Here is a 22494-nt window from a genome sequence, read left to right on the forward strand (position 1 = left end):
GTTATTACGATTTCGCTTTCGGCATCTGGGAAACCAGCGACAGGTTGACGTCCATCCCTTCCACCTGGAAGTGCGGAATCGCATACAATTTCACGCGGAAGAAGCCAGGGTTATCTTCAATATCTTCCACCACCACTTTTGCATCACGCAGTGGATGAGACGCCTGCAGTTCGTCGCCCGGATCGGTCATTTCGGTTACCAGAGTGCGGACCCAGGTGTTCAGCTCCAGTTCCAGCAGTCGGCGATCCTTGGTGGTACCGATGTTCTCGCGCTGAATCAGCTTCAGGTAGTGGGCGATACGCGACAGCAGGAAGATGTACGGCAGACGCGCGTTGATGCGGCTGTTGGCGGTCGCATCAGCGGTGTCATACAGCGCCGGTTTCTGGGTGGAGTTCGCCGAGAAGAAGCAGGCGTAGTCGCGGTTTTTGTAGTAGGACAACGGAATAAAGCCCAGATTCGCGAATTCGAATTCACGCGTTTCAGGGATCATCACTTCACTCGGGATTTTTACCTGATTGCCGGTACCCAGGTCATACAGATGGATAGGCAGGTCCTGAACCGCACCGCCGGCCTGCGGGCCACGGATCTGTACACACCAGCCATTATTGATAAAGCTACGCACCATGTTGGACGCGAAGGCAAACGACGCATTCGTCCACAGGTATTTGTCGTGATCCGGACCTTTGACTTCTTCGACATAGTTGAAGCTGCGAACCGGAACGGTATCCGGGCCATATGGCAGGCGTCCCAGTACGCGGGGCATCACCAGACCGATGTAGCGAGCGTCGTCCGTATCGCGGAACGATTTCCACTTGATGTACTCGGCGCGATCAAAATAGTTGCCAATATCTTTAATCGCAGCGACGTCTTCCATTGACTCCTTGAGGAAGAATTTCGGGCCTGCTGAGCCGATAAACGGCATATGTGCAGCTGCGGATACTTTTGAGATGTTGCGCAGCAGAGCGACATCCTGCGCTGAAGCATCGAACTCATAAGCGGAAATCAGCGCCGCAATCGGCTCGCCGCCAGGGGTATCATATTCATCAATATAGGCGTGTTTATACAGGCCACTCTGGATGATTTCCGGGCTGTCTTCAAAGTCCTGGCGCAGCTCTTCTTTAGACATGCTCAGAAGCTCAATTTTCACGTTCTGGCGAAAATCCGTTTTATCAACCAGCGACTTCACGCCGCGCCACAGGCTCTCAACCGCCTGAAACTCTTCATGGTGCATAACGGCGTCGAGCTGGCGGCTTATCTGGTAATCGAGCTCAGCGATGTGATGATCGATCAGGCTTTTATCCAGTTTTTCGACTTTCGAGCCTGCCTTGGTCAGGCATTCCAGAAAGACCTGCATACCTGCTGTCAGACGCTCGTCAGCGGTCGCATCGGACATCGCCTGTGCATCTTGCCAGATGTCCAGCGCACTCAGCTCGGAGACAGGATTCAGATTGATTTTCTCAAACAGTGAGGCGTATACACCACCCACAGCAGGACGTTCCAGCACCACGCTTTCCCCGCCAGCAATATTATTTTGTACAGACATGAGCATTCCTTGATTAATCCGTTAAAACAGCATGATGGTTAAGGTTGTTTTGAAGCCAGTGCGGACAGTTCATTTCGCAACTCAGCACTAAGCGACTGGTCAACAACGATTTTTTCCAGCTCTTTTCGGAAAGTCTGGTTATCCAACAGGTTAGCTTTGAGATCGCGAAGCAAGTTGCGCATCGCCAGCATCGCCTTCAGCTGCGGAATTTGGGCAGCCACCTGCTCTGGCGTGAAATCTTTCATGCTCTGGAAAGTCAGCTGAATGTTGTCTTCACCACCATCGTCAGACAGTGTATTTTTTACGGCCAGGTTAACTTTTGGGGAATATTCGGAAAGAACGCTATCAAAATTATTTTTGGTGATGTTAATCTTTTCACGCTCAGATATTGTCGCAGATTCCTGCCCGTTGCTGAAATCACCCGTAACAAGCAATTTCAAGGGTAATTCCATTTTCTTGCTTGCTCCGCCAGTATGCAGGTCAAGCTTCAGGTTAATACGTGCCTTAGGCACCTCGTTCTGAAAACTGTCAGCCATCTAATCATCCCTCTTTGTTTTGCTATGCCAACTTCACGGTATCGTTCTTGATGCGCAATAATAGAATAATGATCGGAACAAAATCAAATACACAGATCATTTATCCGATACAAGAATTTTCTTAAGAATTTTCCACTAAGACATTATCGCAAATTGCTCAATCAACTCAGAAAAAGAAACTACTCTTTTCTCACAAATCGAATATTTGTATCGCCGAAGGGATTGCAGCCAGAGAGATATTAATAAAAACATCTTATTTTGATTTGCATCACGGCACTATGTCAAAAAACAAGAAAGAACTGCAATATTTTATTGCAGTACGATTAAAAGAAGAGAAAAGTGGGTGATAAAAGACGACTATTCCATTGAGGATATGAATAATAAATAAGATTTTTCACAAAGAAAATTCTTATTTATTAGGCAAGGAAGAAATAAACGAGAAATAATTAATTTGCCGTAACTCAACAATGCCATTCTTTTTCGTTACGTCTTCCATCCGATCGCCAGGGCTTCTGCTCTCCGCTCAGTCAGGAAAAACGCTTTCAATGCGACTTTCTATAAAATCTGTAAAATCAAGCACCTCCTTAACTGCCGCTTTTTTAATCAAAAACGAGTAATAGCACATATCGTATAACGGTGCTACATTACGCCGCCCGCCCAAATCAGCAGTGGCCAGGCAACGCCGTAAAGTTCGGTAAAGCCTGCAACCATCACCTTGAAGAACGGTCTTATCGGCACGTCGTATCGCAAACTCTGCGCTACCTTTACAGGCTTCACATAGGTTTTACTATTTTGTCTCAATCCAAATTTCAACGCGCGTTTTTACACCCGCGTTACTGGTTTACATGGTTTGGTCTTGGCGTTCTCTGGCTGCTGGTTCAACTTCCGTACCCTGTCCTGCGTTTGCTGGGGTCGAAACTGGGCAGCGCTTCCCGCTTCTTCCTGAAACGCCGCGAATCCATCGCGCGTAAAAATATTGAGCTTTGCTTTCCGCATTACAATGCCGAAGAGCGCGAGAAACTCATTGCTGAAAACTTCAAGTCTATCGGCATGGCACTGCTTGAAACCGGCATGGCCTGGTTCTGGCCGGATGAGCGCGTCCGCAAGTGGTTTGACGTGGAAGGGCTGGATAACCTTAAACGCGCGCAGATGCAAAAACGCGGCGTGATGGTCGTCGGCGTTCACTTTATGTCGCTGGAACTGGGTGGCCGCGTGATGGGTCTGTGCCAGCCAATGATGGCGACCTATCGACCACACAACAGTCCGCTGATGGAGTGGGTACAAACGCGTGGCCGCATGCGTTCGAATAAGGCGATGATCAGCCGTAATAACCTGCGCGGTATGGTCGGGGCTCTGAAGAAAGGTGAAGCCGTCTGGTTTGCCCCCGATCAGGATTATGGACGTAAAGGCAGCAGCTTTGCGCCTTTCTTTGCGGTTAAAGATGTTGCGACGACCAACGGCACCTTTGTCATTTCTCGTTTGTCGGGCGCTTCCATGCTGACCGTGACGATGGTGAGAAAAGCAGATAAATCAGGCTATCGTCTGCACATCTCTCCTGAGATGGCTAACTATCCTGAAAACGAGTGCGAAGCCGCGGCGTTTATCAATAAAGTCATCGAAACTGAAATCATGCGTGCGCCAGAGCAGTATCTGTGGATGCATCGTCGTTTCAAAACCCGCCCTATTGGCGAAGCCTCGCTCTATATTTAAGCTCTTCAGAAAGGTTAGTTTCGCTAAGAAACTAACCTTTTCAATCACCTGTCATCCGTTAAGAAACCGTTTTTCATTGCGTCGCCCAAAGTGAATTTATTGCGATGCGAAATCAAACTGTCGCCGTTCCACGACACTCGTAAGTGACGGAAATTATTTAAAAAAATCCCTCTTGTCACCCCTCATTTTTAGGCGTACATTAGCGCCGTCTGGCAACAGGAAAGCACAGAATTCTGAGCTGGAGTCAGCGGCGAAACGGGAAAATTCTCATTTCCGCTTTGACCGGATTTCAGTTCTCTATAATCAGGTGGACTCTGTTTTTAAATGCGTACCACAAGATACGCGGAGCGATGAAACGTGAAATATTTCTTTATGGGCATTTCGGTGATTGTTTTAGTCTGGGCCGGAACCTTTGCCCTGATGATCTAGTGAAGAACATGCAGTCAAAAAAACAGGAGCCATTGGCTCCTGTTTTTTTATGTCATGATGACGCGGGATTTTCAGCCACGCTCTTCGAGGAGAGAAGCCCGTCGGCCCGGAACATACTCTTGATGCCCCTCACCGCCTGACGAATGCGGTCGCTGTTTTCAATCAGGGCAAATCGCACATGGGTGTCGCCATAATCACCAAAGCCAATGCCCGGTGATACGCACACCTTCGCATCCTGGAGCAGCTTTTTGGCAAACTCCAGCGATCCCATCGCCGCGTACGGTTCCGGAATTTTCGCCCAGACGTACATGGACGCCTTCGGCATTTCCACCATCCAGCCGGCTTCATGCAAGCCTTTTACCAGCACGTCACGGCGGCGCTTATACTGAGCGGCAATCTCGTGGACGCACTGCTGGTCGCCCTCAAGAGCAGCGATAGCCGCAACCTGCAGCGGCGTGAAGGTGCCGTAGTCGTGATAACTCTTAATTCGCGCCAGTGCACTCACCAGCGTTTTGTTACCCACCATAAAGCCAATACGCCAGCCCGCCATGTTGTAGCTTTTCGACAGGGTGAAGAACTCTACCGCCACGTCACGCGCGCCCGGGACCTGCATAATAGATGGCGCTTTCCAGCCATCATACACGATGTCGGCATAGGCTAAATCGTGAACCACCAGCACGTCATAACGCTTCGCCAGCGCGACCACTTTCTCGAAGAAATCGAGCTCCACGCACTGGGCCGTTGGGTTCGACGGGAAACCGAGGATCATCATCTTCGGTTTCGGATAGCTTTCGCGAATCGCACGTTCCAGTTCGTTAAAGAAATCGACCCCTTCCACCAGCGGAACCGAACGGACCTGCGCCCCGGCAATCACCGCACCGTAGATGTGGATTGGGTAGCTGGGATTCGGTACCAGCACCGTATCGCCATGATCCAGCGTAGCCAGCATCAGGTGTGCCAGCCCCTCTTTCGAGCCGATGGTCACAATCGCTTCACTTTCCGGATCGATATCAACCTGATAGCGATCCTGATACCAGCGCGAGATCGCGCGACGTAATCTGGGAATACCGCGGGAGGTCGAGTAGCCGTGCGTATCCGGACGCTGGGCAACCGTGCAGAGTTTTTCAACGATATGCGGTGGTGTTGGGCCGTCAGGGTTACCCATGCTGAAATCAATAATATCTTCGCCGCGCCGACGCGCAGCCATCTTCAGTTCAGCGGTGATATTGAAAACATAAGGGGGGAGACGATCGATACGCGTAAAACGGCGTTCAGGACTGAATTCAGCCATAGATTCCTCAGATTAACGTTAGCGCCCGGACCGTCCGAGCGACGCTGCCACCGATGTGGCGTGCTTAGAAAATAACCTGAAAAAAATCACGCTGTCGAGAGGGAAGTGAAAAAAAAGCGATCGCCTGAAAACCGGAACCCGGCTGTGCCGAAAAGCGGAAGCCCCTGTTTCAGGGTTGGCTTTCTGATAGCTGTTATTTAACAAGATGATATCAAAACGGTTACCTGACGATACGCAGGCTATAAAAAATCAGGACGTGTCCGTTACTGACAGACAATCCCCTTTAGAAATTATGGTTTTTCCTCATTTGATAAACCTGACGGATAGCTGGTCAACACGCCCCAGGTTTTTTATCATGGTTCTTTCCCGTTTTCCCAGGTCTACTCGTGCACGAAATATTCACTATGCTGCTGGCGGTTTTTGACCGTGCGGCATTAATGCTGATTTGCCTGTTTTTCCTCATTCGCATTCGCCTGTTTCGCGAGCTATTGCACAAATCCGCACACTCGCCAAAAGAGCTGCTGGCCGTTACCGCCATCTTTTCGCTGTTCGCCCTGTTCAGCACCTGGTCTGGCGTGCCGGTAGAGGGTTCGCTGGTTAACGTGCGCATTATCGCCGTGATGTCCGGCGGAATTTTGTTTGGCCCGTGGGTGGGTGTCATCACCGGCGTGATTGCCGGAACCCATCGCTACCTGATTGACATCGGAGGCGTCACGGCGGTGCCCTGCTTTATCACCAGCATTATTGCCGGGGTGCTCTCCGGCTGGATCAGCCGCAAAATCCCGAAAAAACAGCGCTGGCGCGCCGGGATCGTGGCGGGCATGGTGTGCGAAACGCTGACCATGATCCTGGTCGTCGTCTGGGCCCCGACCACCGAACTTGGGCTGGATATCGTCTCGAAAATCGGTATTCCGATGATCCTGGGCAGCGTGTGCATCGGCTTTATCGTGCTGCTGGTGCAAAGCGTTGAAGGGGAAAAAGAGGCCAGCGCCGCCCGTCAGGCCAAGCTGGCGCTGGATATCGCCAACAAAACGCTGCCTCTCTTCCGCCACGTTAACGCGGAGTCGTTGCGTCAGGTCTGCGAAATCATTCGCCATGACATCCACGCTGACGCTGTCGCCATCACCAATATTGACCACGTGCTGGCCTACGTTGGCGTCGGGGAGCACAACTATCGCGATAATGATGACACCATCAGCCCAACCACCCGACAGGCCATTAACTACGGTAAAATCATTATTAAAAACAATGATGAAGCCCACCGAACGCCGGAAATCCACTCCATGCTGGTGATTCCGCTGTGGGAGAAAGGCGTCGTGACGGGCACGCTGAAAATTTATTACTGCCACGCGCATCAGATCACCTCCACGCTGCAGGAGATGGCCATCGGCCTGTCGCAGATTATCTCCACCCAGCTGGAAGTATCCCGGGCGGAACAACTGCGTGAGATGGCAAATAAGGCAGAGCTGCGCGCGCTGCAGAGCAAAATCAATCCCCATTTCCTGTTTAACGCGCTGAACGCGATCTCCTCGTCCATTCGTCTTAATCCGGACACCGCGCGCCAGCTGATTTTTAACCTGTCGCGCTATCTGCGCTACAACATCGAGCTGAAAGATGACGAGCAGATCGACATCAAAAAAGAGCTGTATCAGATTAAAGACTACATCGCGATTGAGCAGGCGCGCTTTGGTGACAAGCTCACGGTCATTTACGATATTGATGAAGAGGTCAACTGCGTGATCCCAAGCCTGCTTATCCAGCCGCTGGTCGAAAACGCGATTGTTCACGGCATTCAGCCGTGTAAAGGCAAAGGCGTCGTCACCATCAGCGTCACCGAAAGCGGCAACCGCGTACGTATTGCCGTGCGCGATACCGGCCACGGAATTGATCCTAAAGTCATTGAGCGGGTGGAGTCTAACGAGATGCCCGGAAATAAAATCGGCCTGCTGAACGTGCACCACCGGGTCAAGCTGCTTTACGGCGACGGGCTGAATATTCAGCGTCTTGAACCGGGCACCGAAATTGCGTTTTACGTCCCGAACGAGCGCTCTCCCGTTCATTCGGCAACATCACTGTTGCCCCAGGTGGAGTAACCCATGAAAGTCATCATCGTAGAAGATGAAATTCTGGCTCAACAGGAGCTAACCTGGCTTATCAACACCCACAGCCAGATGGAAATTGTGGGTACCTTTGATGACGGTCTGGACGTGCTGAAGTTTCTGCAGCATAACCGGGTCGATGCCATCTTCCTGGACATCAATATTCCGTCGCTGGATGGCGTATTGCTGGCGCAAAACATCAATCAGTTTGCCCATAAGCCGTTTATTGTGTTCGTGACCGCCTGGAAAGAGCACGCCGTAGAGGCCTTCGAGCTGGAGGCATTTGACTATATCCTTAAGCCTTACCAGGAGTCGCGGATTGTCAGCATGCTGCAAAAGCTGGAGGCCGCGTGGCAGCAGCAGACCGCCCCTGCAAACGCCAGCCCAACGGTACGGGAAAACGACACCATTAATCTGGTCAAAGATGAGCGCATCATCGTGACGCCGGTCAATGATATCTACTATGCCGAAGCCCATGAAAAGATGACGTTTGTCTATACGCGGCGGGAATCTTACGTGATGGCGATGAACATCACCGAGTTTTGCAGCAAGCTGCCTGCGTCGCACTTTTTCCGCTGCCACCGCTCGTTCTGCGTCAATTTAAACAAGATCCGCGAGATCGAACCGTGGTTTAACAACACCTATATTTTGCGTCTGAAGGATCTGGATTTTCAGGTGCCGGTGAGCCGCAGCAAGGTGAAAGAATTCCGCCAGCTCATGCACTTGTAACGAAAAAGCCCTCTCCTGCGGGAGAGGGCTATGCGTCAGAGGATTTGACCGAGAACCTGACGCAGGTGGGCACCCGACCCCAGCAGGCCTGGATTATCATGCACGATCAGATAAACCGGAATGTCCTGCACGTAGCTTCTGAAGCGCCCTTTATCCTCAAACCCGCCGCGGAAGCCGGAGGCTTTAAAGAACTCCAGGAAGCGCGGCACAATGCCGCCCGCGATATAAACGCCTCCGAAGGTACCCAGCGTCAGCGCCAGATTGCCGCCGAAGCGCCCCATGATCACGCAGAACAGCGACAGGGCACGACGGCAGTCAATGCAGCTGTCCGCCAGCGCGCGTTCGGTGACGTCTTTCGGCTGCAGATTTTCCGGCAGACGACCGTCCGATTTCACAATCGCCCGGTACAGGTTCACCAGCCCCGGTCCTGAAAGGACGCGCTCGGCGGAGACGTGGCCGATCTCCGCGCGTAACTCTTCGAGGATAATGCCCTCTTCTTCGCTGTTTGGCGCAAAGTCCACGTGGCCGCCTTCACCCGGCAGGCTCACCCAGCGCTGAGCGACATGCACCAGATGTGAAACGCCCAGCCCGGTACCGGCCCCGTAAACCGCAATCGGCTTACCTTCGACCGGTTCAGCGCCGCCAAACTGGATCAGATGCTCAGGCTTCAGCATCGGGATCGCCATGGACACCGCGGTAAAGTCATTGATGATTTCAAGATGCGCAAAGCCGAGGTTTTTTTTCATCTCGGCGATGGAGAATGCCCAGGTATGGTTGGTCATGGCGACCCAGTCGCCGGTTATCGGGCAGGCAATGGCGATGCAGCCATCTTCGACGCTTATCTGATGCTCCTCCAGATAGACGCGGACAACGGCCTCAAGGCTTGGATAATCGAGACCGGAATAGGTTTTCGCCCGGGAAATTTCACCGCTATTTACATCGCATAATGCAAGGCGCGCATTCGTGCCGCCCACATCGCCTACCAAAGCATACTTTGTCATTCTTCTACTGCTCCGCTAAAGTCAGAATAAATCTTTGGGACACTGTAAATTCAAGGCGTGATAACAACAACGACCGGAAGGTGAATGCCCATGGATTATCGATCTTCGTCACAGAATAACTTTACCGTTTCAGCACCTTTTGCACTATTGCCATAAGGCTTAATGTGCAAAGTAACGTAATACCGTTTTGTACAAGGAAATCATCATGCTTCACCCGCGAGCCAGAACCATGCTGTTGCTGGCAATTCCGGCGCTCATCATAGGCGTGGTTTCAAGTCTGGTCCTTATTGTCGTGATGAAAGTCGCGTCGGTGCTGCAAACACTATTATGGAACGCGCTTCCTGCAGGGCTGGGCGTCACCGCTGACTCTCCTGCGTGGATCGTTGGGATGCTGACGTTAACCGGTATTGCGGTGGGCCTGGTGATCCGTTTCAGTCCCGGCCATGCCGGCCCCGATCCGGCACTGGAACCGTTGATCGGTGCCCCGGTGGCCCCCTCGGCGTTGCCAGGGCTAATCATTGCGCTGATTATCGGTCTGGCTGGAGGCGTTAGTCTGGGACCTGAGCATCCGATTATGGCCGTGAACATTGGCCTGGCGGTTTTTCTTGGTTCACGCATTTTGCCCCGCGTTGGCGCGCTGGACTGGACCATTCTCGCCTCCGCAGGCACCATCGGGGCGCTCTTCGGCACGCCCGTTGCGGCGGCACTGATCTTTTCTCAGACGCTCAGCAGTAACAACGATGTCCCACTCTGGGACAAGCTCTTTGCCCCACTGATGGCCGCAGCCGCCGGAGCGTTGACGACCAGCCTGTTTTTCCATCCCCATTTTTCACTCTCTCTCCCCCACTACGGCCAGATGCAAATCGCCGATATTTTCAGCGGTGCCATCGTCGCCGCCATCGCCATTGCGCTGGGCATGGTGGCAGTATGGTGTCTTCCACGCCTGCACCGGCTGATGCACAGACTCAAACACCCGGTGCTGATTCTGGGGGCTGGCGGTTTGATTCTGGGTATTTTAGGTACGATCGGCGGGCCGGTGACGCTGTTTAAAGGACTGGACGAGATGCAGCAGCTGGCCTTCAGCCAGGTGTTTAGCGTCTCCGACTATCTGCTGTTTGCCGTGATCAAGCTGGCAGCGCTGGTGGTGGCGGCCGCCTGCGGTTTCCGTGGTGGACGCATCTTCCCGGCGGTCTTTGTCGGCGTCGCGCTGGGGCTGATGCTGCACGAGCATGTCGATGCCGTTCCGGCTGCGATTACCGTTTCCTGCTCGATTCTGGGGCTGGTGCTGGTGGTCACGCGCGATGCCTGGCTGAGCCTCTTCATGGCCGCCGTGGTGGTACCGGATACCACCCTCATCCCGTTACTTTGCATCGTGATGTTGCCCGCCTGGCTCCTGCTGGCGGGCAAACCGATGATGATGGCCTGGCGAAACGACAAATAATCAGGCGCTGTTGCGCGCTTCCAGCGCTTTGGTGATCGCCCCCAGCAGCGGAGGGATATCGGCTTTCGGCAGCATCACCTCAATCAGCGAGAGCCGCTCGTGGTGCGCCACTTTCTCAAGGACGTCCGCCAGCTGCTCCGCTTCACTGACCCGCCAGCACTGGGCCTGAGGATCAAGGCTCAGGGCCTGCGGGATTTGCGTCCAGTTCCATAGCGCAATGTCGTTGTAACGCTGCTCAGGCCCGTGGATCGCTCTTTCCACCGTGTACCCTTCGTTGTTCAGGACCAGAATGATGGGGTGTTGTTTATCCCGCAGCATCGAGCCAAGCTCCTGGATAGTAAGTTGCGCCGCGCCATCCCCCGTCAGGACAATCACGCGCCGGTTCGGGCAGGCCGTTTGCGCGCCAAATGCTGCCGCTAGCGTATAGCCAATCGATCCCCACAACGGCTGGACGATAAAATTCACGTCAGCCGGCAGACGAAGGTCGATCGCGCCGAAGGCCGAGGTGCCCTGATCCGCAAGAATGATGTCTCCCGGACGAATAAACGTCTGCAACGTTTGCCAGAAATTCGCCTGCGTCAGCGAGCCATCCGGCTGCGGGTAGGCCATCGCGCTTTGAGAGGACTGCGCGGGCGTCTCGTGCACGTGCTGTTTGCACAGTTCTACCAGCGTTTCGATTGCCTGAAGCATAGGGATGCCGGTAAACCAGAGATCACCCACGCGTGAGGCATGAGGCTGAACTTCTATCGTTTGTGCCGGGGTGAGCTGATGCGTGAAGCCGGCTGTCAGGGTATCGGTAAATCGCGTGCCGATGCACAGTACGGTATCCGCCCCTTCAATCGCCTCTTTTACCGCACCTGCGCTCGCTGAACCGCTGTAGGTGCCATAAAATCCGGCGTGACGTTCGTCAAAGATCCCTTTTCCCATCAGCATGGTGGCGTGTGCCATCGGCACGTCTTTGACCCATTTTTGTAGCGCATGCTTCAGGCCGTGGCGCAGGACAAGGAAATCGGCCAGCAGCGCAATACGCTTGCTCCTGGCAAGCTTGTTTTCTGCGGCGTCCCGGAACGCTTTCAGGCAGGCACTATCGGCATGTGGATGCCTGAGCGTGAGAGCGTTTACAGGGGGAGTGGCGGCCTTTTTTGCCACATCGGCAGGCAACATCAGATAGCCGGGGCGACGCTCCCGGAGCATTGTCGTTAACACCCGGTCGATTTCATAACAGGCGTTTTGTTCGGTCAGGATCGCCTGTGCAGCAGTGATCGGCTCGCTCATATGATAAAAATGACGAAACTCACCGTCGCCAAGCGTGTGGTGCAGCAGCTCCCCTCTTTGCTGTGATGCCGTACCCGGTGCCCCTACAATATGCAAGACCGGAACGTGCTCGGCGAAGCTGCCCGCAATGCCGTTCATGGCGCTTAACTCTCCTACGCCAAATGTCGTCAGCAGCGCGGCAAAGCCCTTACATCGGGCGTATCCGTCAGCGGCATAAGAAGCGTTTAACTCGTTGGCACAGCCCACCCAGCAGATATCCGGGCTGTCTATCACATGGTCGAGAAACTGCAGGTTATAGTCGCCCGGCACGCCAAACAGATGATCGGCTCCACAATCAGTAAGACGGTCCAGCAGGTAATCGGCGACGCAGTATGGGGTACGCATGAACAGGTATCCTTCTAATGTTGACCTCACCTTGAGTATTAAATAAGCGTGATGGCTGTCCAGAATTGGTGATAAGAAGGGCATGGAAAGAATGCTTTACAAAAAAAGCTGCGCTATGCTGCTTTTTTCACGAAAATGTAAACGCATACACTGATTTTTCACTTCAGCGCCAGAGGTCACGAAAATGGGTTATCAGCCGGACAAAAATCGTTACAGGACAATGGAGTATCGCCGCTGCGGGCGAAGCGGACTCAGGTTGCCTGCCATCTCACTTGGGCTGTGGCATAACTTTGGTGACACCACCCTTATCGAAAACAGCCGTCAACTTTTACAGCGTGCGTTCGATCTGGGCATTACGCATTTCGACCTTGCCAACAACTATGGCCCGCCCCCCGGATCGGCCGAACGTAATTTCGGACGTATTTTGCAGGAGGATTTCCTGCCCTGGCGCGACGAGCTAATCATCTCCACCAAAGCGGGTTATACCATGTGGGAGGGGCCTTACGGCGACTGGGGGTCACGTAAATATCTGCTGGCAAGCCTCGATCAAAGCCTGAAGCGCACGGGGCTGGAGTATGTAGATATCTTCTATCATCACCGGCCAGACCCTCAAACGCCGCTGCAGGAAACCATGAAAGCGCTTGACCATGCGGTGCGTCAGGGGAAGGCTTTGTATGTCGGATTATCCAACTACCCGGCTGTTCTGGCTCGCCAGGCGATTGATATCCTTAATGACCTCGGGACGCCCTGCCTGATCCACCAGCCGAAATACTCCCTCTTTGAACGTGCGCCGGAAGCGGGGCTGCTGGACGTGTTGCAGGAAAAAGGAGTCGGCTGTATTCCCTTCTCGCCGCTGGCCGGCGGGCAACTGACCAATCGCTATCTGAACGGCATCCCCGCAGACTCACGCGCGGCAAGCGGCAGTCAGTTCCTTAAACCCGATCAGCTCACCGAAGAGAAGCTGGAGAAAGTCAGGAAGCTGAATGCCCTGGCAGAAAGTCGCGGCCAGAAGCTGTCCCAGATGGCGCTGGCCTGGGTATTACGCCATGAGGACGTGACGTCGGTGCTGATTGGGGCAAGTAAAGCGGCTCAGATTGATGACGCCGTGGGGATGCTGGCAAACCGCCATTTCTCTGCAGAAGAGTTGGCCCGTATAGACGCGATCCTGAGCAGCTCAATATAACATCACTTTTAGCAAAAAGTGCTCTCACCCAGGAATTCGGAGTTGAGGCGATGATACGGCGCTTTACCAACTCGTAAAATTGCGTTAACAGGCCCAACAAAGGCCCCGATCGTGAAGGAGAAAGAGTATGTTCAGGTCACTGATTCTTGCAGCGGTATTACTGGCTTCGGCGCCGCTGATCGCCACTGCGGGCGAAATCACCCTGTTGCCATCAGTAAAATTACAAATTGGCGATCGTGACGACTACGGCAGATACTGGGACGGTGGCTACTGGCGCGACCGTGATTACTGGCATCGTCACTATGAGTGGCGCGGCGATCGCTGGTGGAAACATGATAACGGCAGACACCGCGGCTGGTATAAAGACAGCGCCTATGAGCGCGGTTACCGTGAAGGCTGGAACGATCGTGACGACCGTCGCGGCGGCTGGGGTCGCGGCAAAGGTCATGGTCACGGCCATCATCACTAATCAAAAAGGAGCCTCCACGGCTCCTTTTTATGTTAAAGACCCAGCGCGGTTCCCACTAACAACCACAGGTTCAGCGCCACGACCACCACCACGATGGCCCACCCGGTTCGTTTCACCAGCGTTGAGTTGACCAGCTCGCCCATCAGAGTTTTGTTGCTGGTAAAGATCAGCAGCGGCACCAGCGCCAGCGCAATACCAAAACTCAGCAGCACCTGGCTCATGACCAGAATTCGCGTTGGGTCGAGTCCCATCAGAATCACCACAAATGACGGCAGCATGGTGACGGAACGACGAACCCACAGCGGAATATGGAACCGGACAAACCCCTGCATCACCACCTGGCCTGCCAGCGTACCCACCACCGTAGAAGAGAGACCAGCAGCCACCAGGCTAAGGCCAAATATCGTGGCGGCAGCATGGCTCAGCAACGGCTCCAGCGTGAGATACGCCTGGTCGAGATCGGCAATACCGGTATGACCGTTAAAGTGGAAAGCTGCGGCTGCAGTAGCCATCATCGCCAGATTGACAAACCCCGCGATGGTCATGGCGATCGCCACGTCCCACTTGGTGGCGGAGTAACGTTCTTTACGCGTCCCACCGTGGAGATGCTGAGTCAGCGAGGAGTGGAGATAGATCACATGCGGCATGATGGTCGCCCCCAGCACCCCGGCGGCCAGGAACACCGCTTCCGAGGTCGGCAGGCTTGGGATCGCCATTCCTTTACCGAGCTGCGCCAGATTCGGCTGTGAGAAGATTAGCTCAACGATATAGGCCGCCGCGACAAACAGCAGCAGACCGCCAATGACCTTCTCCAGCGGCTTTTGACCCCGACGCTGCAGCATCAGGATCAGGAACGTGGCAATCCCGGTGAGGACCGCCCCCTGCAATAGCGACACACCCAGAATCAGCTTAAAGCCGATCGCTGCGCCGATAAATTCAGCAAGGTCAGTGGCCATGGCGATGATTTCAGCCTGAACCCAGTAGAGCCAGACCGCGGGACGCGGATAATGGTCGCGAATTTGCTCCGCCAGGTTTTTGCCCGTCGCAATCCCCAGCTTTGCGGAGAGCATCTGGATCAGCATTGCCATCAGGTTTGCCCAGACGACCACCCAGAGCAGCTTATAACCGAAGCTGGCCCCGGCCTGAATATTGGTCGCAAAGTTACCTGGATCGATATAACCAATGGCAGCGATGAACGCAGGTCCCATTAATGCGAACCGCAACTTGCGCGCTGCTCTGCCACTGCTACCCTCTACGCGACTGTTTGTCATTTCTGCCTCTGAAATATAGCCTTTGCTATGTTTAATGCTATCAAAATGAGAATGATTATCAAGATCATTTATGAAGTTTGCAGTGATTTCTCTGATAGCTTTGAACGATAGACGGGCGGGTAAGTGGGGCGATCTAACTGAAACTGAAATCGCGCATGCTTTTGTGAAGACTAGCACACAAACTTAACTTTTCACTCATTTACCTAACATAACAAAAATGTATTGTGGATCACTATTTTTGAGACTCGTCACAGGATGTAACTATAGTGTGTCCTCGATCTCGTTTTCTTTTCGCTTGTTACATAGAATGTGCACGAAAATTAAACCTGCCTCATATTTGGAGCAAATATGGACCGCGTCCTTCATTTTGTCCTGGCACTTGTTGTCGTTACTGCACTCGCATTGCTGGTCAGCACAGACCGCAAAAAAATTCGTATTCGTTATGTTGTCCAACTGCTGGTCATTGAAGTTTTACTTGCGTGGTTCTTCCTGAACTCCAACGTAGGCCTCGGCTTCGTGAAAGGCTTCTCCGAAATGTTCGAAAAACTGCTCGGATTCGCCAATGAAGGGACCAACTTTGTCTTCGGTAAAATGAACGACGAAGGTCTGGCGTTCTTCTTCCTGAAGGTTCTCTGCCCTATCGTCTTCATCTCCGCGCTGATCGGTATTCTGCAGCACATCCGCGTTCTGCCGTTCGTGATTCGTGGAATTGGTTTCCTGTTATCCAAAGTGAACGGCATGGGTAAGCTGGAATCCTTCAACGCCGTCAGTTCCCTGATCCTCGGTCAGTCTGAGAACTTCATCGCGTATAAAGATATTCTCGGCAAGATGTCCCGCAACCGCATGTACACCATGGCGGCAACCGCAATGTCTACCGTTTCCATGTCTATCGTGGGCGCGTATATGACCATGCTGGAACCAAAATACGTGGTGGCTGCGCTGGTACTGAACATGTTCAGCACCTTTATCGTTCTGTCGCTGATCAACCCGTACCGCGTTGACGCCAGCGAAGAGAACATCCAGATGTCTAACCTGCACGAAGGCCAGAGCTTCTTCGAAATGCTGGGTGAATACATCCTGGCCGGTTTCAAAGTCGCGATTATCGTTGCCGCCATGCTGATCGGCTTCATTGCGCTGATTTCTGCACTGAACGCCCTGTTCGCCGCGGTGCTGGGTATCTCCTTCCAGGGCATTCTGGGCTACATCTTCTACCCAGTTGCATGGGTGATGGGTGTTCCGGCTCACGAAGCGCTGCAGGTGGGCAGTATCATGGCAACCAAACTGGTTTCTAACGAATTCGTTGCGATGATGGATCTGCAGAAAATTGCCAGCACGCTTTCTCCACGCGCGGAAGGTATTCTGTCCGTGTTCCTGGTCTCCTTCGCGAACTTCTCGTCTATCGGTATCATCGCCGGTGCGATTAAGGGTCTGAACGAAGAGCAGGGTAACGTGGTTTCTCGCTTTGGCCTGAAGCTGGTTTACGGCTCTACGCTGGTGAGCGTCCTGTCCGCATCTATCGCGGCACTGGTTCTGTAACGTTTACCGTTAAACAAAAACCGGGAGCCTGGCTCCCGGTTTTTTTATGCCCGCAATTCTTCCAGCGGTTTGGGTTTGCCTATCAGGTATCCCTGCAGGTAATCCACACCAAAGCGAAGCAGCATCTCCCGCTGGGCCGGCGTTTCGACGTATTCCGCGACGACGCACAGCGATTTCGCCTTCGCCAGATTACACATCGACTGGACGATCATTGCATCCATGTCGTCTGTACAAATGTCTTTCACAAAGCAGCCGTCAATTTTAATGATGTCCGCCTGCAGGCGTCTGAGGCGCTCGTAGTTGGCGTAGCCAGTACCAAAATCATCTATGGCAATTCGGAAACCGTAATCCCGCAGCTGCTGAATATTGTTGATACTTGTGCCTGAATTTGAAAAAGCCTGCTCCTCGGTGATCTCAATCACGACGGCCTGAGGTGCCACGCCGTACCGTTCAAACAGCGCGCAAATCTCAGTCGCCACCTCTTTTTGCATCAGCGTGAGCGGCATCAGATTGACGGAGAAACGGGTGCCAGCCTGTGTTGAAGGGTGATCGCGCAGCCACAGCAGTAATTTCTCCATAATGCACATATCAAACCGATGGCTGAGGTTGAACTGGGCAATCAGCGGAATAAAGCGGTCAGGGGTGAAGATCTCGCCCTCGCTCTCCATACGCGCCAGGATTTCGTAATACCCGCTCCCGTCCGCCTTCTGGATCGGTTGCGCGTATAAATGGAACTGCCCCACCTCAAGGGCATGCTTAATCCGCGCCAGCATCAGGACACGCTCTGTCGTTTGTCCTGATGCCGCCTCAAGGCTATTCGTGAGCGCGAGAACGTTTTGCTCTCCGCAGGCCTGCTCTGCCAGCCAGCTCAGCTGTCCCAGCGTGTGATGCAGCTTTTCGCCGTTTTCGACCATTCCCCAGGATGCGCCAAATTCAATATCCAGCCCGGTGTTGTTCCAGAAAATCTTACGGCTGTTCAGCCGATCGACCATATGCTGGAGCCGCTCGGCGGTTCCCGGCCCCAGTAATACCAGCACCAGTTCGCTTCCCGGAAGCTGGAAGAGCGTCTCATCTTTCTGCAAAAGTGGCTGTAGCGACGTGGCGATCGTACGTTTGCAGTGGACCCGCATGATAATCCCGTAGTGGCGGCTCAAAAACTCCAGGTTATCCATGCGCAGAATGCACACTTTGGCATCCGGGTGAATCTCAAGATAATCTTCCAGCGCACGAATATTGGGCAAACCGGTAAGGGGATCGGTAAGCGCCCTGCCCTGCCAGCCCCGCTTCAGCCACTCGCTGCGCTGGTAAATGCGCGACATGTAAAGCAAGCAGATAGCGAAAGAGATCAGCACGGAGAGGATAAAGGAGAGTGAATGGCCCGATTCGACCCCGTTAAGGAAGTTGTAGTTGTAGGTCAACAGCAGGAGCGCTGAGGTGGCCCAGAGCAGAGAAATCAACGCATAGGTCAGGCGGCTTATTGCCAGGGTAAAAAGAATAAAAATCAGCGGCATCAAATAGCCCGCAATGACCGGTGATTCAAAAGGACCACATAAAATGATGAGAATGGCGCCTAAAAGCATCAGCCAGACAAAAATATATAATGGATTCTTGTGATAAAACACGGGCTTCACGCTTCGCCGCCAGAAGGTGACGGCATAACGAGGATTAATTATCATTCTTAATGGGTAATAGAACATCATGGTAAAAATCAGCCCCGCGCATATCAGGCTTTGAATATCCACAACATTATAAATTACCGTTCCTTCGCCGAAATAGGTTGAGATAGTCACCGGAAAATCAAACAAATAGCCTGCCATATACATCGACAGCTTAATACCAAATGGCACAATAAAACCGAGCCAGAATATACGTAGCCCGATGTGCTTGTTAGGGATGGAGTGGCGCCAGCGCTTGCCCAGCATGAGGCGTAGCAGACCGCAGGCCGCGAACAACGCAAAGGTCTGACAGAACAGCAAAACTGAATATTGTAGCGGCGCTAAATTAATATAGAATAAATTAGTGACAGTAAAACCTAACAAAATGGGAAAAATAGCCCTGCGCCCAAATAGCAGAATTACCGCCAGCATCACGCTGAGCGGCAGCCATGCTAAATAAACGTCATGACCATTAACAATTGCGCGTGGAGAGAGATAACGGGAGACAGGTACCGCAATCAGACAAAGTGTCAGGGCAATTATAAATATCTTTACATTATTGTACGTTTTTCTATTCATTAAGCTGATGAGTATATTATCCGTCTGAATCATTGACCGGATGGATAATAGGTTTATTAATTGCACGAATCAAGTTCAAGTCTATTTATAGACACGTTTATTGATTTCGATTGAGGTGAGGTATGGGAATACCTTCTTTTTGATAACAAAAACCAGTGGCGGGCGTTACAAACAGATAAAAAAAACCCTCGTCATTTGACGAGGGTTTACAATTTTGGTGGAGCTAAGCGGGATCGAACCGCTGACCTCTTGCATGCCATGCAAGCGCTCTCCCAGCTGAGCTATAGCCCCACATATGACTTTACTGACCGCACTCTGTTGGGTTCAGAGTTTGGTGGAGCTAAGCGGGATCGAACCGCTGACCTCTTGCATGCCATGCAAGCGCTCTCCCAGCTGAGCTATAGCCCCATCGTAAAGCTGTCATGTTGACGGGCGGCATAATATGAATTCCGCTGCGGAGTGTCAACGGCAAAATCAATGACCGCCGTTCGATCGCCGAAAAATCATGCAAATGAATCACTTTGCGAGCGTGCTCGTAATCAGGAGTTAAGCCTGTCACGTTTTCATGTAAAACGGTGCTATAAAATGAGCCGTTAATTAACCCCACTGATATTCAGGAAATTGCATGATCAAGGAACGAATGACGCCAGAAGAGTTAGCCCTGCTCACTGGCTATAGCCGACAGACCATCAATAAATGGGTACGCAAAGAGGGTTGGATTACGTCACCAAAACCTGGCGTTCAGGGCGGGAAAGCGCGACTGGTACATGTGAACGAAAAAGTCCGCGACTTTATCCGCAGCGCACGTCGGGCAAGCGAAACGTCCGATATGGCAGAAGGTACCAGCCATAACAGTTCGCTTCACACCCTACTCCTGACGCTGGCTGATGAAATGACACCGGAAGAGCAGAAACAGATGACATCGCTGTTACTGCGGGAAGGGATCACCGGATTGTTGCAACGTTTAGGGATTCGCGATCGGGACTGATATGAAAAAATTACGGAGCAAAATGACCACGGAAGAGCTGGCGGAGAGTTTGGGCGTTGCCAGGCAAACGGTTAATCGCTGGATTCGCCAGCAGGGCTGGAAAACAGAAGGACTCAACGGCGTGAAAGGCGGCCGCGCGCGGCTCATTCATATCGATGCGCGCGTGAAGGAACATATCATGAGTCTCCCGGCGATTCGCAACCGTCAGGCAGTTTACCATCTCGCGGAGGCCACCTCCGCCTACAATGCCCCCTCTGCAAACCTGTTTCCGGGCATAATTGAGACGCTGGAGAGTATGACTGCAGCAGAGCAGAAGCGTCTGGACACCTTCCTGAAGCGCGAAGGCATTCACGGCTTTCTTAAGCGTCTGGGTATTGCAGAAGAAGAAGCATAAAAAAACGGCAGGTTCCCCTGCCGTTTGTTTTATCTGAGACGTTATTACTGCTGATTTTCTCGTTCAGCGATAAAGTCCAGAGCCTTGTTAATGCGCGCTACGCTGCGTGATTTGCCGATAGCATGAACCGTTACGTCCAGCGCCGGAGACTGACCCGCACCGGTCACCGCAACGCGCAGTGGCATACCGACTTTACCCATGCCGACTTCCAGCTCGTCCGCCGTCGCCTGAATGGCGTGATGCACATTCTCTGCGGTCCACTCGGTAATGGCAGCCAGCTTGTCACGCACCACTTCCAGCGGCTGACGCGCAACCGGGCGAAGGTGTTTCTTCGCGGCGTCCGCATCAAACGCATCAAACTCTTCATAGAAGTAGCGGCAGCTTTCAGCAATCTCTTTCAGCGTTTTGCAGCGCTCGCCGAGCAGTTTCACCAGATCCGCCAGCTCAGGGCCTGTGCGGGTATCAATATTTGCCTGCTCAATGTGCCACTGCAGATACGTCGCCACATATTCTGGCGGCATGGTATTGATGTAGTGATGGTTCAGCCACAGGAGCTTGTCGGTGTTGAACGCGCTGGCGGATTTGCTGACAGAGCTGAGAGAGAACAGTTCGATCATCTCTTCGCGGCTGAAGATCTCCTGGTCACCGTGAGCCCAGCCCAGACGCACCAGATAGTTCAGCAGCGCTTCTGGCAGATAGCCGTCGTCGCGATACTGCATCACGCTCACCGCCCCGTGACGTTTAGACAGCTTTTTCCCGTCGTCGCCGTTGATCATGGAGACGTGCGCATAAACAGGCACAGGGGCGTTCAGCGCCTTCAGGATGTTGATCTGACGTGGCGTGTTGTTGATATGGTCTTCACCGCGCACAACGTGGGTAATTTCCATATCCCAGTCGTCAACCACGACGCAGAAGTTGTAGGTTGGAGAACCATCGGTACGACGGATGATCAGATCGTCGAGCTCCTGGTTGCTGAATTCGATCGGGCCACGGATCTGATCGTCAAAGATCACAGACCCCTCTTGCGGGTTAGCAAAACGCACAACGCAAGGCTCATCTGCAGCATGCTCGCTGTGGTCGTGGCGGCAGCGGCCGTCATAACGCGGCTTTTCACCGTTCGCCATCTGCTCTTCACGCAGCGCATCCAGACGCTCTTTGGAGCAGTAGCACTTATACGCCGTGCCCGCGACCAGCATCTCATCAATGACGGCGTTATAGCGGTCAAAGCGTTTGGTCTGGAAGTAGGGACCTTCATCCCATTCCAGGTTCAGCCAGTTCATCCCATCCATAATGGCTTCAATTGCTTCTGGCGTGGAGCGCTCAAGATCGGTGTCTTCAATACGCAGCACGAACTCACCTTTGTTGTGGCGTGCGAAAAGCCAGGAATAGAGAGCGGTACGTGCACCACCGACGTGCAGATAGCCTGTCGGGCTCGGCGCGAAGCGAGTTTTGATTTTCATGAAATGGCCTTACGTTATAAAGATGCCGGTAATCGGCAAATCCTGGGGAAAAAACAATGGGCAATATTCTATCACTGTGCGGCGATTCCTCAATGTTGTTCCCTGAATCGGGCCCGAGTTTGCGATTTTTGTTTAGAAATCATGCGCCACTGCCCATTTCGCGATCGTTTTGCTTAATTTTACGACGAACGAATAAAAACTTTAGAAAATGCGTTGACTCATTTTCAACTCTCCCTATAATGCGACTCCACACAGCGGGGGTGATTAGCTCAGTTGGTAGAGCATCTCCTTTACACGGAGGGGGTCGGCGGTTCGAGCCCGTCATCACCCACCATCTACTTCGGTAGACTCGCAGTGTAGATAAGGATTGAGATTGGGCGATTAGCTCAGTTGGTAGAGCATCTCCTTTACACGGAGGGGGTCGGCGGTTCGAGCCCGTCATCGCCCACCATTTCGGGTCGTTAGCTCAGTTGGTAGAGCAGTTGACTTTTAATCAATTGGTCGCAGGTTCGAATCCTGCA

At 52.9% G+C, this 22494-nt stretch carries 19 protein-coding genes and 5 tRNA genes; 13 read left to right on the forward strand and 11 right to left on the reverse strand.

Annotated features, from left to right (window positions below; genetic code table 11):
* Positions 1-4: 4 nt before the first annotated feature.
* From tssC to AA74_RS1000000123630, 3 genes are all read right to left on the reverse strand, one after another.
* Positions 5-1549, reverse strand: a complete 1545-nt coding sequence (gene tssC, locus AA74_RS0115860) for a type VI secretion system contractile sheath large subunit (protein WP_025912767.1) — start codon at positions 1547-1549, stop codon at positions 5-7.
* Positions 1550-1581: 32 nt separating this feature from the next.
* Positions 1582-2079 carry a type VI secretion system contractile sheath small subunit gene (gene tssB, locus AA74_RS0115865; protein ID WP_008501580.1) on the reverse strand — a complete coding sequence of 166 codons (498 nt, stop codon included), beginning with the start codon at positions 2077-2079 and terminating at the stop codon, positions 1582-1584.
* Positions 2080-2718: 639 nt separating this feature from the next.
* Positions 2719-2856 (reverse strand): hypothetical protein, encoded by a 138-nt coding sequence (locus tag AA74_RS1000000123630; protein WP_159427010.1) that lies wholly within the window; start codon positions 2854-2856, stop codon positions 2719-2721.
* A 12-nt stretch (positions 2857-2868) separates the two neighbouring features.
* Between AA74_RS1000000123630 and lpxP the strand changes: the two genes are divergently transcribed.
* Together lpxP and ypdK are read left to right on the forward strand one after the other, a co-directional pair.
* Positions 2869-3789 (forward strand): kdo(2)-lipid IV(A) palmitoleoyltransferase, encoded by a 921-nt coding sequence (lpxP, locus tag AA74_RS0115870; RefSeq protein WP_025912768.1) that lies wholly within the window; start codon positions 2869-2871, stop codon positions 3787-3789.
* Between the two features lie 357 nt (positions 3790-4146).
* On the forward strand, positions 4147-4218 hold the full coding sequence (gene ypdK, locus AA74_RS1000000123455; protein ID WP_099458937.1) for a membrane protein YpdK: 72 nt from the start codon (positions 4147-4149) through the stop codon (positions 4216-4218).
* A 52-nt stretch (positions 4219-4270) separates the two neighbouring features.
* Here ypdK and alaC read toward each other — a convergent pair whose 3' ends face one another.
* Complete coding sequence (gene alaC / locus AA74_RS0115875; RefSeq protein ID WP_008501582.1) at positions 4271-5509, reverse strand: alanine transaminase; 1239 nt, start codon at positions 5507-5509, stop codon at positions 4271-4273.
* Between the two features lie 386 nt (positions 5510-5895).
* Between alaC and AA74_RS0115880 the strand changes: the two genes are divergently transcribed.
* Entirely contained in the window at positions 5896-7602 is a 1707-nt protein-coding gene (locus AA74_RS0115880; RefSeq protein ID WP_032667591.1) for a sensor histidine kinase, read from the forward strand.
* A 3-nt stretch (positions 7603-7605) separates the two neighbouring features.
* On the forward strand, positions 7606-8337 hold the full coding sequence (locus tag AA74_RS0115885) for a LytTR family DNA-binding domain-containing protein (protein WP_021241782.1): 732 nt from the start codon (positions 7606-7608) through the stop codon (positions 8335-8337).
* 35 nt (positions 8338-8372) lie between these two features.
* Here AA74_RS0115885 and glk read toward each other — a convergent pair whose 3' ends face one another.
* Complete coding sequence (gene glk, locus AA74_RS0115890) at positions 8373-9338, reverse strand: glucokinase (protein ID WP_008501585.1); 966 nt, start codon at positions 9336-9338, stop codon at positions 8373-8375.
* Between the two features lie 205 nt (positions 9339-9543).
* Here glk and AA74_RS0115895 point away from each other — a divergent pair, with 205 nt between their 5' ends.
* A complete protein-coding gene (locus AA74_RS0115895; protein WP_008501586.1) occupies positions 9544-10779 on the forward strand; it encodes an ion channel protein in 1236 nt (411 codons plus the stop codon).
* On the opposite strand, the gene ipdC is transcribed toward AA74_RS0115895, so the two are convergent.
* Positions 10780-12438, reverse strand: coding sequence for an indolepyruvate decarboxylase (gene ipdC / locus AA74_RS0115900; protein ID WP_025912770.1), 1659 nt, complete (start codon positions 12436-12438; stop codon positions 10780-10782). It abuts the gene before it with no gap.
* Between the two features lie 184 nt (positions 12439-12622).
* On the opposite strand from ipdC, the gene mgrA reads away from it, so the two are divergent.
* Positions 12623-13621 (forward strand): L-glyceraldehyde 3-phosphate reductase, encoded by a 999-nt coding sequence (gene mgrA, locus AA74_RS0115905; RefSeq protein WP_025912771.1) that lies wholly within the window; start codon positions 12623-12625, stop codon positions 13619-13621.
* Positions 13622-13748: 127 nt separating this feature from the next.
* On the forward strand, positions 13749-14090 hold the full coding sequence (locus AA74_RS0115910; protein WP_008501589.1) for a DUF2502 domain-containing protein: 342 nt from the start codon (positions 13749-13751) through the stop codon (positions 14088-14090).
* Between the two features lie 32 nt (positions 14091-14122).
* Here AA74_RS0115910 and AA74_RS0115915 read toward each other — a convergent pair whose 3' ends face one another.
* The gene (locus AA74_RS0115915; RefSeq protein WP_008501590.1) at positions 14123-15361 is read right to left on the reverse strand and encodes an Nramp family divalent metal transporter; all 1239 of its coding nucleotides are present in this window, start codon (positions 15359-15361) and stop codon (positions 14123-14125) included.
* A 348-nt stretch (positions 15362-15709) separates the two neighbouring features.
* Between AA74_RS0115915 and AA74_RS0115920 the strand changes: the two genes are divergently transcribed.
* Complete coding sequence (locus AA74_RS0115920) at positions 15710-16897, forward strand: NupC/NupG family nucleoside CNT transporter (RefSeq protein ID WP_008501591.1); 1188 nt, start codon at positions 15710-15712, stop codon at positions 16895-16897.
* Positions 16898-16941: 44 nt separating this feature from the next.
* Here AA74_RS0115920 and AA74_RS0115925 read toward each other — a convergent pair whose 3' ends face one another.
* The 3 genes from AA74_RS0115925 to AA74_RS0115935 all read right to left on the reverse strand — a co-directional run bounded on the left by AA74_RS0115925 (position 16942) and on the right by AA74_RS0115935 (position 19539).
* Positions 16942-19131, reverse strand: a complete 2190-nt coding sequence (locus AA74_RS0115925; RefSeq protein ID WP_025912772.1) for an EAL domain-containing protein — start codon at positions 19129-19131, stop codon at positions 16942-16944.
* Between the two features lie 215 nt (positions 19132-19346).
* A tRNA-Ala gene (locus AA74_RS0115930) sits at positions 19347-19422 on the reverse strand.
* 41 nt (positions 19423-19463) lie between these two features.
* Positions 19464-19539 (reverse strand) — tRNA-Ala (locus tag AA74_RS0115935).
* A gap of 217 nt (positions 19540-19756) precedes the next feature.
* Between AA74_RS0115935 and AA74_RS0115940 the strand changes: the two genes are divergently transcribed.
* Together AA74_RS0115940 and AA74_RS0115945 are read left to right on the forward strand one after the other, a co-directional pair.
* Positions 19757-20119, forward strand: a complete 363-nt coding sequence (locus tag AA74_RS0115940) for a YfeC-like transcriptional regulator (protein WP_008501593.1) — start codon at positions 19757-19759, stop codon at positions 20117-20119.
* 1 nt (position 20120) lies between these two features.
* Positions 20121-20513, forward strand: a complete 393-nt coding sequence (locus AA74_RS0115945; RefSeq protein ID WP_008501594.1) for a YfeC-like transcriptional regulator — start codon at positions 20121-20123, stop codon at positions 20511-20513.
* A 44-nt stretch (positions 20514-20557) separates the two neighbouring features.
* On the opposite strand, the gene gltX is transcribed toward AA74_RS0115945, so the two are convergent.
* Positions 20558-21973, reverse strand: a complete 1416-nt coding sequence (gene gltX / locus AA74_RS0115950) for a glutamate--tRNA ligase (protein ID WP_023294239.1) — start codon at positions 21971-21973, stop codon at positions 20558-20560.
* Positions 21974-22231: 258 nt separating this feature from the next.
* Here gltX and AA74_RS0115955 point away from each other — a divergent pair.
* From AA74_RS0115955 to AA74_RS0115965, 3 genes are all read left to right on the forward strand, one after another.
* Positions 22232-22307 (forward strand) — tRNA-Val (locus AA74_RS0115955).
* Positions 22308-22348: 41 nt separating this feature from the next.
* Positions 22349-22424: transfer RNA gene (locus AA74_RS0115960), tRNA-Val, on the forward strand.
* Positions 22425-22436: 12 nt separating this feature from the next.
* Positions 22437-22494 (forward strand) — tRNA-Lys (locus AA74_RS0115965).

The sequence above is a fragment of the Enterobacter sp. 5-4 genome (assembly GCF_000612205.1).
GTDB classification, from domain to species: Bacteria; Pseudomonadota; Gammaproteobacteria; order Enterobacterales; family Enterobacteriaceae; genus Enterobacter; species Enterobacter roggenkampii.